The 15132-nt window shown below is 44.3% G+C and carries 15 protein-coding genes; all 15 read left to right on the top strand.

The features are described from left to right. Nucleotides 1-160 precede the first annotated feature (160 nt). The 15 genes from rpsB (at nucleotide 161) to rnhB (ending at nucleotide 15033) form a co-directional block, all read left to right on the top strand. The gene (gene rpsB, locus SPEA_RS15235) at nucleotides 161-889 is read left to right on the top strand and encodes a 30S ribosomal protein S2 (protein WP_012156108.1); all 729 of its coding nucleotides are present in this window, start codon (nucleotides 161-163) and stop codon (nucleotides 887-889) included. Nucleotides 890-1023: 134 nt separating this feature from the next. After that, nucleotides 1024-1875 carry a translation elongation factor Ts gene (tsf, locus tag SPEA_RS15230; protein WP_041411563.1) on the top strand — a complete coding sequence of 284 codons (852 nt, stop codon included), beginning with the start codon at nucleotides 1024-1026 and terminating at the stop codon, nucleotides 1873-1875. A gap of 142 nt (nucleotides 1876-2017) precedes the next feature. Next, on the top strand, nucleotides 2018-2746 hold the full coding sequence (pyrH, locus tag SPEA_RS15225; protein WP_012156106.1) for a UMP kinase: 729 nt from the start codon (nucleotides 2018-2020) through the stop codon (nucleotides 2744-2746). Nucleotides 2747-2778: 32 nt separating this feature from the next. Further along, nucleotides 2779-3336, top strand: a complete 558-nt coding sequence (gene frr, locus SPEA_RS15220; RefSeq protein WP_012156105.1) for a ribosome recycling factor — start codon at nucleotides 2779-2781, stop codon at nucleotides 3334-3336. Between the two features lie 251 nt (nucleotides 3337-3587). After that, entirely contained in the window at nucleotides 3588-4388 is an 801-nt protein-coding gene (uppS, locus tag SPEA_RS15215) for a polyprenyl diphosphate synthase (RefSeq protein WP_012156104.1), read from the top strand. 20 nt (nucleotides 4389-4408) lie between these two features. After that, complete coding sequence (locus SPEA_RS15210) at nucleotides 4409-5266, top strand: phosphatidate cytidylyltransferase (RefSeq protein ID WP_012156103.1); 858 nt, start codon at nucleotides 4409-4411, stop codon at nucleotides 5264-5266. Nucleotides 5267-5270: 4 nt separating this feature from the next. Continuing rightward, entirely contained in the window at nucleotides 5271-6461 is a 1191-nt protein-coding gene (gene ispC, locus SPEA_RS15205) for a 1-deoxy-D-xylulose-5-phosphate reductoisomerase (protein WP_012156102.1), read from the top strand. 14 nt (nucleotides 6462-6475) lie between these two features. Then, nucleotides 6476-7846 carry a sigma E protease regulator RseP gene (gene rseP / locus SPEA_RS15200; protein ID WP_012156101.1) on the top strand — a complete coding sequence of 457 codons (1371 nt, stop codon included), beginning with the start codon at nucleotides 6476-6478 and terminating at the stop codon, nucleotides 7844-7846. A 31-nt stretch (nucleotides 7847-7877) separates the two neighbouring features. Then, a complete protein-coding gene (gene bamA, locus SPEA_RS15195) occupies nucleotides 7878-10361 on the top strand; it encodes an outer membrane protein assembly factor BamA (protein WP_012156100.1) in 2484 nt (827 codons plus the stop codon). Between the two features lie 58 nt (nucleotides 10362-10419). Further along, nucleotides 10420-10917, top strand: coding sequence for an OmpH/Skp family outer membrane protein (locus SPEA_RS15190; RefSeq protein ID WP_012156099.1), 498 nt, complete (start codon nucleotides 10420-10422; stop codon nucleotides 10915-10917). A gap of 4 nt (nucleotides 10918-10921) precedes the next feature. Continuing rightward, nucleotides 10922-11938 carry a UDP-3-O-(3-hydroxymyristoyl)glucosamine N-acyltransferase gene (gene lpxD, locus SPEA_RS15185; protein WP_012156098.1) on the top strand — a complete coding sequence of 339 codons (1017 nt, stop codon included), beginning with the start codon at nucleotides 10922-10924 and terminating at the stop codon, nucleotides 11936-11938. A 36-nt stretch (nucleotides 11939-11974) separates the two neighbouring features. Next, nucleotides 11975-12436, top strand: coding sequence for a 3-hydroxyacyl-ACP dehydratase FabZ (gene fabZ / locus SPEA_RS15180; RefSeq protein WP_041411562.1), 462 nt, complete (start codon nucleotides 11975-11977; stop codon nucleotides 12434-12436). Continuing rightward, complete coding sequence (gene lpxA / locus SPEA_RS15175; protein ID WP_012156096.1) at nucleotides 12433-13203, top strand: acyl-ACP--UDP-N-acetylglucosamine O-acyltransferase; 771 nt, start codon at nucleotides 12433-12435, stop codon at nucleotides 13201-13203. Before fabZ ends, lpxA begins: the two co-directional genes overlap by 4 nt. A gap of 67 nt (nucleotides 13204-13270) precedes the next feature. Beyond that, nucleotides 13271-14422, top strand: coding sequence for a lipid-A-disaccharide synthase (lpxB, locus tag SPEA_RS15170; protein WP_012156095.1), 1152 nt, complete (start codon nucleotides 13271-13273; stop codon nucleotides 14420-14422). After that, nucleotides 14422-15033 carry a ribonuclease HII gene (gene rnhB, locus SPEA_RS15165; RefSeq protein ID WP_012156094.1) on the top strand — a complete coding sequence of 204 codons (612 nt, stop codon included), beginning with the start codon at nucleotides 14422-14424 and terminating at the stop codon, nucleotides 15031-15033. Before lpxB ends, rnhB begins: the two co-directional genes overlap by 1 nt. Nucleotides 15034-15132 lie beyond the last annotated feature (99 nt).

Here is a 15132-nt window from a genome sequence, read left to right as displayed (position 1 = left end):
CTCAAGGTGGTTCGCCCGAGTTAAGATGGCGGCCATTATACATGGCTATTGATAAATACTAAATCACACACATATCGACACGTTCTTCGGGGTGCCCTTATTGGGTCGAAGATATGGGATATGTGGAGGTCTAACCCCTAATTTATTTAAGGTAAATAAAATGACTACAGTTTCAATGCGCGACATGCTACAAGCCGGTGTTCACTTCGGTCACCAGACACGTTACTGGAACCCAAAGATGAAGCCATTCATCTTCGGCGCTCGTAACGGTGTACACATCATCAACCTAGAGCACACTGTACCAATGTTCAACGAAGCACTTGCTTTCATCAGCAACGTTGCATCTAAGAAAGGTAAAGTTCTTTTTGTTGGTACTAAGCGTGCTGCAAGCGAAGCTATCAAAGAAGCTGCTGTTTCTTGTGACCAGTACTATGTTGATCACCGTTGGTTAGGTGGTATGTTGACTAACTGGAAAACAGTTCGTCAATCAATCAAGCGTCTTAAAGACCTTGAAAGCCAGTCTGTAGACGGTACTTTCGACAAGCTGACTAAGAAAGAAGCGCTAATGCGTACTCGTGAACTTGATAAGCTAGAGAAGTCTCTAGGTGGTATCAAGAACATGGCTGGCCTACCAGACGTAATTTTCGTTATCGGTGCTGACCACGAGCATATCGCTATTAAAGAAGCTAACAACTTAGGTATTCCTGTTGTTGCTGTTGTTGATACAAACTCTTCTCCAGACGGTATCAACTACATCATTCCTGGTAATGATGATGCTATGCGTTCTATCCGTCTATACACTCAGTCTGTTGCTGCTGCTGCGAAAGCTGGCCGTGGTCAAGACCTAGCTGTTCAAGCTGAGCAAGACGGTTTCGTAGAAGCTGAATAATAACGGTCGATGAATTTTCATCACCCTTATTAACCAAGATACATGATTGGTGAACAGGGGCTCTTTCATTAAATATGATTGGCCCCTGTTTCTTATCTATTGAATTTGAAAAATTATCTGTAGAGGATTTAGCAATGGCAATTACTGCTGCCCAAGTTAAAGAACTTCGTGACCGCACTGGCGCTGGCATGATGGACTGTAAAAAAGCACTGACTGAAACTAACGGTGACATCGAGTTAGCAATTGATAACATGCGTAAGAGCGGTGCTGCTAAGGCTGCTAAAAAAGCGGGTAACATCGCTGCTGAAGGTACTATCCTTATCAAGCAAGGCGAAGGTTACGCTGCTCTACTAGAAGTTAACTGTCAAACTGACTTCGTTGCAAAAGATTCTAACTTCCTAGCATTTGCTAACGAAGTACTAGATGTTGCTGCAGCATCTAAAGTAACTATCGAAGCACTAAAAGAGCAGTTTGAAGAAACTCGTGTTGCTCTAGTTGCTAAAATCGGTGAAAACATCAACGTACGTCGTGTTGAGTACATCGATGGTGCAAACCTAGCTGAATACCGTCACGGCGAGCGTATCGGTGTTGTTGTTGCCGGTGTTGCTGATGAAGAGACTCTAAAGCACGTTGCTATGCACGTTGCTGCTTCTAAGCCTGAATACGTTAACCCTTCAGATGTTCCTGCGGAAGTTGTTGAGAAAGAAAAAGCTCTTCAAATCGAAATCGCTATGAACGAAGGCAAGCCTGCTGAAATCGCTGAGAAGATGGTTATCGGTCGTATGAAGAAGTTCACTGGTGAGGTTTCTCTTACTGGTCAAGCTTTCATCATGGAACCAAAGAAAACTGTTGGCGAAATTCTTAAAGAGAAAGGCGCTTCAGTAACTAACTTCATTCGTTTAGAAGTTGGTGAAGGCATCGAAAGAAAAGAAGAAGATTTTGCTGCTGAAGTAGCTGCACAAATCGCTGCTACTACTAAGGCTTAATCTCCTTATTTAGCAAACATAAGACCGTAGCAATTGCTGCGGTCTTATCGTATATACTCGAATAGTTTTTGTCTTGTTAAGTAACATTCGGTAAAACTATTCCAGTGTAGATCCCCTATCGCCATAATCAGGACTAATAAATATGAGTACCAATCCTAAACCTGCTTTTCGTCGTGTTCTTTTAAAACTAAGTGGTGAAGCCCTAATGGGTGAAGAAGGCTTCGGCATTGATCCTAAAGTGCTTGATCGTATGGGGCAGGAGATCAAAGAGCTAGTTGAGCTAGGTATTCAAGTGGGTGTTGTCATTGGCGGTGGTAACTTGTTCCGTGGCGAAGGTCTAGCGAACGCGGGTATGAACCGTGTAGTGGGCGATCACATGGGCATGTTGGCAACAGTGATGAACGGCTTAGCAATGCGTGATTCGTTGCACCGTGCATATGTAAATGCACGTTTAATGTCAGCTATTCCGCTTAAAGGCGTGTGTGATGACTATAACTGGGCTGAAGCAATTAGTTTGCTTAAATCAGGCCGTGTTGTTATTTTTGCTGCTGGTACAGGTAACCCATTCTGTACGACTGACTCTGCTGCGTGTTTACGCGGTATCGAGATTGAAGCAGAAGTAGTGATTAAAGGCACCAAAGTTGACGGCGTTTATTCAGATGATCCAGTTAAAAATCCAGAAGCCGTCAAGTATGATGTTATGGGGTACAATGAAGTACTCGAAAAAGAATTGAAAGTAATGGATTTGGCTGCATTCACTATGGCCAGAGACCATAATATGCCATTGCTCGTTTTTAACATGAATAAACCTGGTGCACTGCGCCGCGTTATCATGGGCGAGCAAGAAGGCACAATGATTAAAGCTGTTTAAGCTATATTTAGTGACTTAAAAGGACATATAACGTGATAAACGAAATTAAAAGCGATGCGCAAACTCGCATGGACAAGTGTGTTGAGTCGACAAAAACTCAAATGGCTAAAGTTCGTACCGGCCGTGCACATCCAAGCTTATTGGATACCATCCAAGTACCTTACTACGGTTCGCTCACTCCGCTTAAGCAAGTTGCAAGTGTATCTATTGGCGATGCGCGTACATTAACTGTATCAGTATTCGACCGTACTATGATTGCAGCTGTTGAAAAAGCAATCATGAGTTCAGATCTTGGTCTGAACCCAATGTCAGCGGGGGCGACAATTCGCATTCCATTACCTGCATTGACTGAAGAGCGTCGTAAAGATCTTATTAAGGTTGTTCGCGCTGAAGCCGAGAACGGCCGTATTGCGATTCGTAACGTACGTCGTGACGCTAACTCAAATGTAAAAGAGTTAGAGAAAGAGAAAGAGTGTACAGAAGATGATGTTCGTCGCAGTGAAGATGACGTGCAGAAGTTAACTGATGCTCACATCAAGCTGATTGATGAAATTCTGGCTGCTAAAGAAAAGGAACTGATGGAGTTCTAAATAGAGCTCTTCAGTTAAAGGGGTGTTCACCGTTTGAGTTGGTTTTTAATACGCTTTTGAGTGTTTCTTGCTTTTTTAGTGAGAGATAGCAAACTTTTCGCCTAGCTTATTAAGCTTCATAGCTCACGCCTTGTAATAAAAGCGCTGAGCTTGAGTAAAAATTGAACTCGAATAGTCAACATGCCCTAGAGTTAAGACGCCGTGTAGAGGTATACTACACGGCGTTTGTCTATTTTTAAGGGTTGTAATAGATGTCAATCGATTCCCAGTCTGACACTGAAGTGACACAGACCTTACCAAGCGAAATATCCGCCTTGGTAAAACAGTCGATCCCTAAACATGTTGCTATCATCATGGATGGTAACGGGCGTTGGGCACAGGCTCAGGGAAAGCCTCGAGTTATTGGCCATAAAGCTGGTGTGAAGGCTGTTAGACGAGCAGTAAGTACGGCCCGTAATTTAGGGGTTGAATCATTAACTTTGTTTGCGTTTTCTAGCGAAAACTGGCGCAGACCTGACAAAGAAGTCAGTTTGTTAATGGAACTATTTTTTACCGTGTTGCAGCGTGAACTTAAGTTGCTGCACAACAATGGGGTTCGCCTCAATATTATCGGTGATATCAGTCGATTTTCTCCGCGTTTGCAAAAGCAAATTGCTGCGGCAGAAGAGAAAACGGCCGACAATAAAGATTTAGTGCTTAACGTGGCAGCCAACTATGGTGGCCGTTGGGACATTATGCAAGCGGCACAAAAATTGGCTGCGAAGGTTGAATCTGGCGAAATGAGCAGCACTCAGTTTACCGAAGAGGCCTTAAGTGAGCATTTGTGCATGCAAAATCAAGCCGAAGTTGATTTAATGATCCGTACCGGTGGTGACTATCGCATAAGTAATTTTGTCTTGTGGCAAGCTGCTTATGCTGAGTTAGTCTTTACTGACACCTTGTGGCCGGATTTTGATGAGGATGCGTTTAAAGACGCGATTGCTATTTTTGCTAATCGTCAGCGTCGATTCGGTTTGACAGGAACTCAAATCGATACCATCCGATCTTTGTAATAATTTGTGAGGGAAGTTTTTTGCTAAAACAACGAATAATAACAGCAATTTGGTTAATCCCCTTAGTTTTTGGTGCCATCTTCGGTCTACCTACTGAGTATTTTTCTTGGGCACTATTGGGAGTCTTTTTAATCGCCGCTAAAGAGTGGGGGCGTATTATCGATAGTAACTGTGAAATGACTCAGTGGAGTTTCACAGTCACTATTGGCGTCTTGTTAACCGCGCTGAATATCTTAGTACCAACCGATGAAATTTGGCTACGAGGCATGATGCACCCGATATTCTTAGGGGTCATCCTCATTGGTGGTTTCTGGTGGTTTATCTCCTTTATCATGGTGTTGTCCTTCCCTAAAAGCGCTCGCTTCTGGGAAAAGAGTCACATGCTTAAATCGATGTTTGGTCAGTTGACGCTGATCCCATGCTTCGTGTCACTTATCTCCCTTAAGGCTCTTAGTACTCAAGCTTCACCGTATTACGGTGGGATCTTGGTCTTCTTGGTGATGTTGGTCGTTTGGGCGACAGACTCTGGCGCCTATTTTGCGGGGAAAAAGTTTGGTAAGCGTAAGTTGATGCCAAATGTGAGTCCAGCGAAAACCATTGAAGGCTTGCTTGGTGGCTTGTTAACCACAATGATCGTGGTTGCGGGGGTGATGTATTTCTCTCCTGAGCAGGAGATAGGTTTAATTATCGGCGTGACACTCTTTATCGCCTTAGCCTCGGCTGTTGGTGATTTATCTGAAAGTATGTTTAAGCGCGTCGCTAAGATTAAAGATTCTGGCAGCATTCTTCCAGGTCATGGTGGCGTGTTAGATCGCATCGATAGCTTAACGGCTGCCCTACCAGTATTCACATTAATCTATATAGCTTTTTGGATGTAACTAAATGCAAAATATGGTGATTTTAGGCGCAACAGGCTCCATTGGTGCAAGCACCTTGAATGTTGTGGCGTGTAATCCTGAGCAGTACAAGGTTTTTGCGTTAGTGGCAAATACTAATGTCGCCAAAATGCTAGAGATCTGTATTGCGCATCAGCCTAAGATTGCCCATATGGTCGATGCAAAAGCGGCTCAAGCGCTCAAGCAGCAACTTCCAAGTCATCTCAAAATTGAAGTGACTACTGGTGAAGATGAGCTGTTGTCTCTTGTGAGCTGCAGTGAGGTTGATACCGTGATGGCGGCCATTGTCGGCGCCGCGGGTCTACCTTCAACTCTCGCCGCGGTTAATGCGGGTAAACGAGTATTGCTGGCTAACAAAGAATCGTTAGTCATGTCTGGCCAGCTGTTTATTGAAGCGATGCAAAACTCTGGCGCACAAGTATTGCCGGTAGATAGTGAACACAACGCTATTTTCCAGTGTTTATCTGAGCGTTCACAGCTTGAGATAGGTCGTTGTGACCTAACTGGTGCAGGGGTTTCTCATATTTTGCTGACAGGTTCTGGTGGTCCGTTTTTAACCTCAGATTTATCGTCACTGGTAAATATGACGCCTGATCAGGCCTGTAAACACCCTAATTGGTCTATGGGGCGTAAGATCTCGGTTGATTCTGCGACCATGATGAATAAAGGTCTCGAATATATTGAGGCGCGTTGGTTGTTTAATGCAAGTAGCGACCAGTTAAAGGTTGTGATTCACCCTCAAAGTGTGATTCATTCTATGGTGCAATACCGTGATGGCTCAGTGTTAGCGCAATTGGGGAATCCAGATATGCGTACACCGATTGCCCATTGTATGTCATTTCCACAAAGAATTAGCTCGGGAGTTGAACCTTTAGACTTTTTTAAAGTCGGACAGTTAAGCTTCTTAGAACCTGATTTTAATAGGTTCCCCTGTTTAGCATTGGCGATAGAAGCATGTAAGCAAGGGCAAGAAGCGACAACCGTATTAAACGCCGCCAATGAAATCTCTGTGCAGGCATTTTTAGATGGCAAGATCCGCTTTACCGATATAGCAAAAATAAACGAACAAAGCTTAATGAATACGGCGACGCATCCATTAAACTGTATTGATGATATCTTGGCTTTAGACTTTCAAAGTCGTCAATACACATTAAACGCTATTACTAAGCTGAATTAGTTCAGAGGAAAGGAATGATCGATTTTTTATGGAACTTAGGTTCTTTTATTGTTGCTTTAGGGATTTTAATTGCTGCCCATGAATATGGGCACTTTTGGGTAGCACGTCGCTGTGGTGTTAAAGTTGAACGCTTCTCCATCGGCTTTGGTAAAGCTATTTGGCGTAAAACAGGCCGAGACGGTACAGAATACGTTGTTGCTGCTATCCCACTTGGTGGCTACGTTAAGATGCTCGATGAGCGTGTCGACGATGTCCCTGAAGAACTAAAAGATCAAGCTTTTAACCGTAAATCTGTCTGGCAGCGAATCGCAATCGTTAGCGCTGGCCCCATCGCTAACTTCCTTTTCGCCATTATTGCTCTCTACGCCATGTATCTCATTGGTGTGCCCGCTATTAAACCCGTTATTGACTCGACTGTTGCAGGTACACCTGCGGCACAAATCGTGGTGAAAGAGCCGATGCAGGTGATGGCGGTTGGTACTCAAAAGGTCAGAGACTGGGAAGAGGTTAACCTTGCTTTAGCTGGACATATTGGTGACAGTAGAGTCGATATCACTGTTGCGCCATTGTCTCGTTTAGAGGGCTCTTCAGGCGATGAGAAAACCTATTCTTTAGATACTCAAGACTGGAAGGTTAATCCAGAGAAAGAGTTACCGATCACCGCAATTGGTCTTGGCATGTATCGTCCGGCTATTCTCCCTAAGCTTGGCTTGGTCAGTGAAGATGGCGCAGCGGGACTGGCAGGGATTAAGGTTGGAGATACCTTAGTTGCGATTGACGGCGAAACTTATAAAGATTGGCCTCGGTTCGTGGAGATAATCCAAGGCTCAGCGAATAAGCCTGTCACCATTACGGTACGAAGAGACGGTGAGCAGTTTGCAATTAAGGTTACACCTAAATCACGAGAAAATAGCGAAGGTAAACTCGAAGGCGTTATCGGTGTGGCACCGACTTCAGAACCTTGGCCTGAGAATATGAAAGTGCAATTGGAGTATGGGTTTTTAGATTCATTTCCGGTTGCGGTCGATAAAACATGGCAACTTGTCTCTGTCAGCATTAAGATGATCGGCAAGTTACTTACTGGTGACGTTTCAGTTAAAAACTTGAGCGGTCCTATTTCTATTGCACAAGGTGCTGGAAATAGCGCAAACGTCGGACTGGTATACTTTTTAGGTTTCCTTGCATTGATAAGCGTGAACTTAGGCATTATTAACTTATTGCCTTTGCCAGTGTTAGATGGGGGACACCTTTTGTATTACTTCGTAGAGGTAATTACAGGCAGGCCTGTACCGGAGAAGGTACAGGAAATTGGATTCAGAATTGGGGCAGCTATGCTGCTGATGTTGATGAGTGTAGCGCTTTTCAATGACTTTTCCCGACTCTGAGCAAGGACAGACAAATAATTAGAAGTGCTTTATGAGATTGAATAAACTTTTTGCCTCGATGTTATTAGTCGGAGCGTCTTTTTCAGGGAACGGTTGGGCAGAGACATTCCAACCTTTTGAAGTAGCTGATATCCAAGTTGAAGGTTTACAGCGAGTGGCACTCGGTGCGGCTTTGCTTAACCTACCTGTAAAGGTTGGGGATACTGTTGATCAATTAAAATTGCAGCAGGCGATTAAAAGCTTGTATGCGTCAACTAACTTCGAAAAAATAGAAGTGCTGCGAGACGGAAACGTGCTCGTAGTTAAAGTCACCGAGCGTCCAACCATTAGCTCAGTTACCTTCGAAGGTAACAAAGATATTAAAGATGAGCAGTTGCAAGAGAGTCTTGATGGCTCCGGCGTAAAAGTCGGTGAGTCGCTAGACCGCACCATGCTATCTGGTATCGAAAAAGGCTTACAAGATTTCTATTACGGTGTAGGCAAGTACGGCGCTAAAGTAAAGGCAGAGATCATTAACTTACCTCGTAACCGAGTTGAGCTTAAGTTTACCTTTACCGAAGGTCTAGCCGCTGAAATTCGCCAGATCAATGTCGTGGGTAACACCGAGTTTAGTGATGCTGAGTTGATTGGCATGCTAGAACTTAAAGATTATGTCGCTTGGTGGGATCTGTTCGGTGAACGTCGCTATCAGAAGCAGAAGCTGCAAGCTGACCTTGAAACAATTAAGACCTACTATCAAAACCGTGGTTATATCCGTTTTGACGTGACTTCTACTCAGGTTGCAATGACACCTGATCGTAAAGGCCTCTACATTACGATTAACGTTGATGAAGGTGAACAGTATAAAGTCAAAGACGTTAATCTAACTGGCGACTTAATGGGTAAGGAAGAGGTGTTAGAAGCCATCTTGCCATTAAAGGCTGGTGACATGTATAACGGCGGCGATGTGACATTTACCGAAGAGATGTACGGTAAATACCTAGGTCGATTCGGTTACGCTTATCCAGAAGTAAAAACCTATCCAGAAATTGATGATGAGACTAAAGAAGTTAATCTTAATATCAACATCAACCCTGGTAAGCGCGTTTATGTACGAAACATCAGCTTCACTGGTAACACAGTTACTAAAGATGAAGTGATGCGTCGTCAGTTACGCCAGATGGAAGGTGCATGGCTTAACTCTGCGCAAGTTGAATTGTCTAAATCAAACCTTAACCGTCTAGGTTACTTTGAGACCGTTGATACAGAAACGGTACAAGTACCAGGTACAGACGATTTAGTTGATGTGGCATTTAACGTTAAAGAGCAGCCATCTGGGTCATTTAACGCAGGTGTAGGTTACGGTACTGAATCAGGGCTAAGCCTACAGTTTGGCGTACAGCAGAGTAACTTCTTAGGTACGGGTAACCAAGCGGGTGTTAACTTAAACACTAACAAGTACTCGAAGAACGTTAATATCAACTACACCGACCCTTACTTTACTAAAGATGGTGTCAGCTTAGGTGGTAGCATCTACTGGAGTGAGTTTGATGCAGACGAGGCAAACCTTGAAGCCTATAAGAACAGTTCTTATGGTGTGTCATTAAACTCTGGTTTCCCTATTAACGAATATAACCGTATTAACGGTGGTATCGGTTATCGTCATAACGAAATTTCTGAAATTTCAGCCTATGAGCAGGCGATTCGCTTCTACGATATTTATCGTGATAGTGATGATCCCAATGCAGGTTTAAGTTTTGATAACTTCGAACTGAGTCTAGGTTGGTCACGTAGTAACTTGAACCGAGGAACCTTCCCATCAGATGGTTCATCACAACGTTTGAACGGTAAGATGACTGTGCCAGGTTCGGATCTGCAGTATTTTAAAGCAGACTTTGACACTAGCTTCTATTTCCCGATCGATCGTAAGCACAGTTTTGTTATGCTAGCGCGTGGTCGCTTAGGTTACGGTAACGGTTACGGTCAGTTCAATGATAACGACCAAATTCTACCGTTCTGGGAAAACTATTACTCAGGTGGTAGTAGTTCGCTTCGAGGCTTTAAATCTAACTCGGTCGGTCCGCGTTCGTTCTACTTGTACCGAGGAAGTGAACCATGTTCACCGGATCCATCGGGAGAAGGTTGTAGCTTGCCAGGTGATCCTAACCAAATTCAGGTTAGCTCTGGTCGTTCAATTGGTGGTAACGCCATTGCAACAGCAAGCTTAGAGTTAATTGTGCCAACACCATTCTTGGACGAGGCTTATACAAATTCTGTGCGGACTAGTTTCTTCGTCGATGCTGGTAACGTATGGGACACTGAGTTTGACTACGATTCATATCGTTATCTTCCGGTTGAAGAGTTTGATAGACTGCAAGATTATAGCGATCCGAGCCGTATTCGTGCCTCTTGGGGCATGAGCGTGCAGTGGTTATCACCGATGGGACCTATGGTGTTTAGCTTGGCATGGCCAATCAAGGAATACGAGGATGATGAAACAGAGATCTTCTCGTTTAATATTGGTAAAACTTTCTAAAATCAATTTAAAAAAATCGGCAAGTTTTGCTGAGATAAAGGAGTATGTTTTGAATAAGATGTTGAATCGCGCAGTGATGGTTATGGTTCTTATGGGTGCACCTTTAGCGGCGCATGCAGAGAAGATTGCAGTAGTTGATATGCAGGCTGTATTTGAGCAGTTACCTCAGCGTGAGCAAGTGAATGAGACATTAAAAGCTGAGTTTGGTGATCGTGTTGCAGCCGTGCAAAAAATGCAGGAAGAGCTTCGTAGTTTGCTTGAAAAGCAACAACGTGATGCGGCGCTAATGAGCGAGTCTCAGAAGACTGACATGATGCGTAAAATGGAGTCTATGAAAGCTGAGCTACAATTAAAGGGCAAAGCGTTAGATGAAGATATGCGTCGTCGTAACGGTGAAGAGCAAAACAAGCTGCTTCTAGAAGTTCAAAAGACAATTAACTCTATTGCTGAAAAAGAGCAGTATGACATGGTGCTTCAACGCGGCGCCGTTATCTATGTTAAGCCTAGCGCTGACATCAGTAACAAAGTGGTTGAAGCTTTAGGTAAAGGCAAGTAAATAGATGAAAAGCTATACTTTAAGAGTACTGGCTGACCATTTAAATGCAGATGTTCAAGGTGATGATACAGTTGAGATCTCAGCTGTAGGCACCTTGGACGGTGCAGGTCCAGGTCAAATCTCTTTCTTGGCAAATTCTAAATATCGCTCGCAGCTGCAAACCACAGCTGCGTCGGCGATCTTGATGACGCCTACAGATGCAGAAAGCTACACAGGTAATGCGATTGTATTAAAAGATCCTTACGTGGGTTTTGCACGCATCGCACAGTTTCTCGATACAACACCAAAGGCAGCCGATAATATTCACCCTTCAGCGCAAATAGCTGAATCAGCTATGTTAGGCGAAGGTGTGGCGATTGGTGCTAACGCGGTCATTGGTGAGAATGTTATTCTAGGCAACAATGTACAGATTGGTGCTGGTAGTGTTATTGGTCAAGACAGTGTTATTGGCTCAAATACTCGCTTGTGGGCAAACGTTACCGTATACCACAATGTCCATCTAGGCCAAGATTGTATTATCCACTCTGGCGCAGTTTTGGGGTCCGATGGCTTTGGCTATGCTAACGAGCGTGGTCAATGGATTAAAATTCCACAAACAGGTGGCGTTCGCATTGGTGACAGGGTTGAGATCGGTGCAAACACGACTGTGGATAGAGGTGCCATCGAGCATACTGAAATCCATGATGGTGTGATTATCGACAACCAAGTTCAGATCGCTCATAACGATATCATCGGCGCTAATACGGCTATTGCGGGCTGTACTGTTGTCGCAGGCAGCGTGACTATCGGTAAGCATTGTATTATTGGTGGTAATAGTGCGATTTCAGGACATTTAACTATTGCTGATGGCGTTCATATTTCTGGTGGCACCAATGTTACCAGTATTATCCGCGATAAAGGCGTTTATTCATCAGCCACAGTTGCGATGGATAATAAGCTTTGGCGTAAGAATACCGTGCGTTTTAGACAGTTAGATACGCTATTCCAACGTGTGAAAACACTGGAAAATAACGTAAAGTAAATGAATGACTGCAGTGAGCAGATAAAGGAAAAATTCGTGTCAAATCAATTGAATACAATGGATATTAAAGAGATCCTAAAATTTTTACCTCATAGGTATCCATTTTTATTGATCGATAGAGTGCTAGATTTCACTCCAGGTGAAACCCTACATGCCATTAAGAACGTCACCATCAATGAGCCATTTTTTCAGGGACACTTCCCGGTTCAGCCTGTGATGCCTGGTGTACTGATTTTAGAAGCGATGGCACAGGCAACTGGCTTGTTGGCTTTTAAAACCATGAGTGAAGAGCCGTCTAATGACGCGTTATACTATTTCGCCGGAATCGACAAAGCGCGTTTTAAGCGTGTAGTTGAACCAGGTGACCAACTTCATTTTGAAGTGCAAATGATTAAAGAGCGCCGCGGGATTGGCGTGTTTACTGGCGTTGCTAAAGTGGATGGCGAGGTAGTTTGTTCAGCCGAGATCATGTGTGCACGTAGAGAGATTTCTAAGTGATTGATAAATTAGCTTACATCCACCCAGATGCCAAGATTGGCAACAATGTGACGATCGGTCCTTGGACTTATATCGGTGCTGACGTTGAGATTGGTGATGATTGCTGGTTCAGCTCACACGTTGTTGTGAAAGGACCTACCGTTATTGGTAAAGGCAATAAGTTCTACCAGTTCGCCTCTGTAGGTGAAGATTGCCAAGATAAAAAGTATGCGGGCGAGGCAACTCGTTTGATAATTGGTGATAATAACGTGATCCGCGAATCGGTAACGATTCACCGCGGTACGACTCAGGATGAGTGGGAAACACGTATTGGCTCAAATAACCTATTTATGGCTTATGTGCATATTGCCCATGACTGTGTGGTAGGCAGCAATGTGATTATGGCGAATAACGCTTCGATCGCAGGCCATGTACACGTTGGTGACTGGGCTATTTTAGGCGGCATGACAGGCGTTCATCAGTTTGTGCATATTGGTGCACATGCGTTTACCGCTGGTAGTTCATTGATCCTAAATGATGTACCTCCATTTGTAATGGCATCGGGTCAACCAGCCATTCCTAGAGGTTTGAATATCGAGGGCATGAAGCGTCGAGGCTTCTCTAAAGAGTCTCAGCTTTCGGTTCGCAGAGCCTATAAGACTTTGTATCGCAGCAGCTTAACGGTTGCTGAAGCGATTGAGCAGCTTAAAGAGGCTGCAGTGGATGATGAGCAGGTTGAGTCACTTATAGACTTTGTTGCTTCCTCTCAACGAGGCATCATTCGCTAGTCCAAGACCTGAACCCGTGTAAAAGCGGGTTCTTTGTTTTCATCTCATCAGTGACAGACGCCTTTCTATGAGTTCAAACAATCCTCGTGTATTTGCAATGGTTGCCGGAGAGATCTCGGGTGACATTTTAGGTGCAGGCTTAATTAAAGCACTGCAAAAGCAGTACCCAGATGCTAAATTTGTTGGCATTGGTGGGCCCCGCATGGAAGCCCTTGGTTTTGAGTCAATCTTCTCTTATGAAGAGTTGGCTGTTATGGGCATTGTGGAAGTTTTATCGCGTTTGCCAAGATTACTAAAAGTACGGGCAACGCTGATCGATGAGTTGGTTAAGACACAACCAGACTGTTTTATCGGTATCGATGCGCCAGACTTTAATATTGGACTAGAGCTAAAGCTTAAGAACCGCGGTATTAAAACGGTTCATTACGTTAGCCCATCTGTGTGGGCATGGCGACCAAAGCGTATTTTCAAAATTGCCAAGGCAACCGACATGGTGTTGTCACTGCTGCCTTTTGAAAAAGCGTTTTATGATGAATATCAGGTGCCTTGTACCTTTGTTGGTCATACGTTAGCCGATGATATTGAGCTTGAAAGTGATAAAGCACAGGCCCGTGAATTACTTGGGCTTGATAAAGAAGCCGAGTACTTAGCAATATTACCCGGATCTCGCGGTGGCGAGCTCAAGATGTTGGCCGAGCCGTTTGTCAAAGCGGCTAGCCTAATCAAGCTGCGCTATCCTGATATTAAGTTCGTCACGCCATTAGTTAACCAGAAGCGTCGCGATCAATTTGAGCAAGCGTTACGTGAGCATGCACCGGATCTAGAGATCCATTTAATTGAAGGTCATTCACGAGAGGTAATGGCTGCCGCTGACTGCATACTGTTGGCCTCGGGGACGGCAACATTAGAGGCCATGCTTGTTAAGCGCCCTATGGTAGTGGCTTATCGAGTCAGCCCAATCACTTATCGCATTGCTAAAGGCATGATGCTCACTAAGCGTTACTCCTTGCCAAATCTCCTTGCGGATGATGATGTGGTTGAGGAGCTTATTCAAGCTGACTGTACGCCAGAGAAAATAGCGGCGGCTGTTGCAACTCAGCTAGATAATGACTTTACCCCAATGTATGACCGCTTTATGCAGATGCATAAGGGCCTTCGCTGTGATGCCAGCGCACGAGCCGCTGATGCAGTGATTAAGTTAGTAGAGGATAATGTCTAATGGCGGTGATTAAAGGTATTACACCTGAGCAGATAGCTCAAATTTGTGTCGGACAATATGCCGGTGTCGATGAAGTAGGCCGTGGGCCTTTGATTGGCAACGTGGTGACTGCCGCGGTAATTTTAGATCCAAACAATCCTATTGAGGGATTAAATGATTCTAAGAAGCTATCAGAGAAAAAGCGTGAGTTGCTGTTTGAACAAATTCAGCAAAAAGCCTTAAGTGTCAGTGTTGGTTCTGCCACACCAGCCGAGATTGATGAGCTTAATATTTTGCACGCTACTATGTTAGCGATGCAACGTGCAGTAGCAGGTCTAAATATTAAGCCAAGTAGCGTGCTAGTTGACGGCAACCGCACACCAGACTTTGGCGTTGAAAGCCATGCTATCATTAAAGGTGACGGCCTTATCGATGCGATTAGTGCAGCCTCCATCATAGCTAAGGTTGTCCGTGACCGCGAAATGGATGCCCTTGCTTTGCTGTATCCTGAGTATGGCTTTGAAAAGCATAAGGGATACCCGACCAAAGCTCATTTTGAAGCGTTAGCACAGCACGGCGTACTACCTGAACATCGTAAAAGCTTTAGACCCGTACGCGAGGCATTGGCTTAAGCTCAGAATCATTTTCCGGTAAAAAAATCGCTCGCCATAGCCTCTTTTTTGCCGGAAAAATAACTCATCAGCCTCTGAGATTGCAGTTAAACTTGTTTG

Origin of the sequence: Shewanella pealeana ATCC 700345, from assembly GCF_000018285.1 — a bacterium.
GTDB classification, from domain to species: domain Bacteria; phylum Pseudomonadota; class Gammaproteobacteria; order Enterobacterales; family Shewanellaceae; genus Shewanella; species Shewanella pealeana.
The sequence above is the reverse complement of the archived record's forward strand: the minus strand, read 5'-3'. Positions and strand labels throughout refer to the sequence as shown.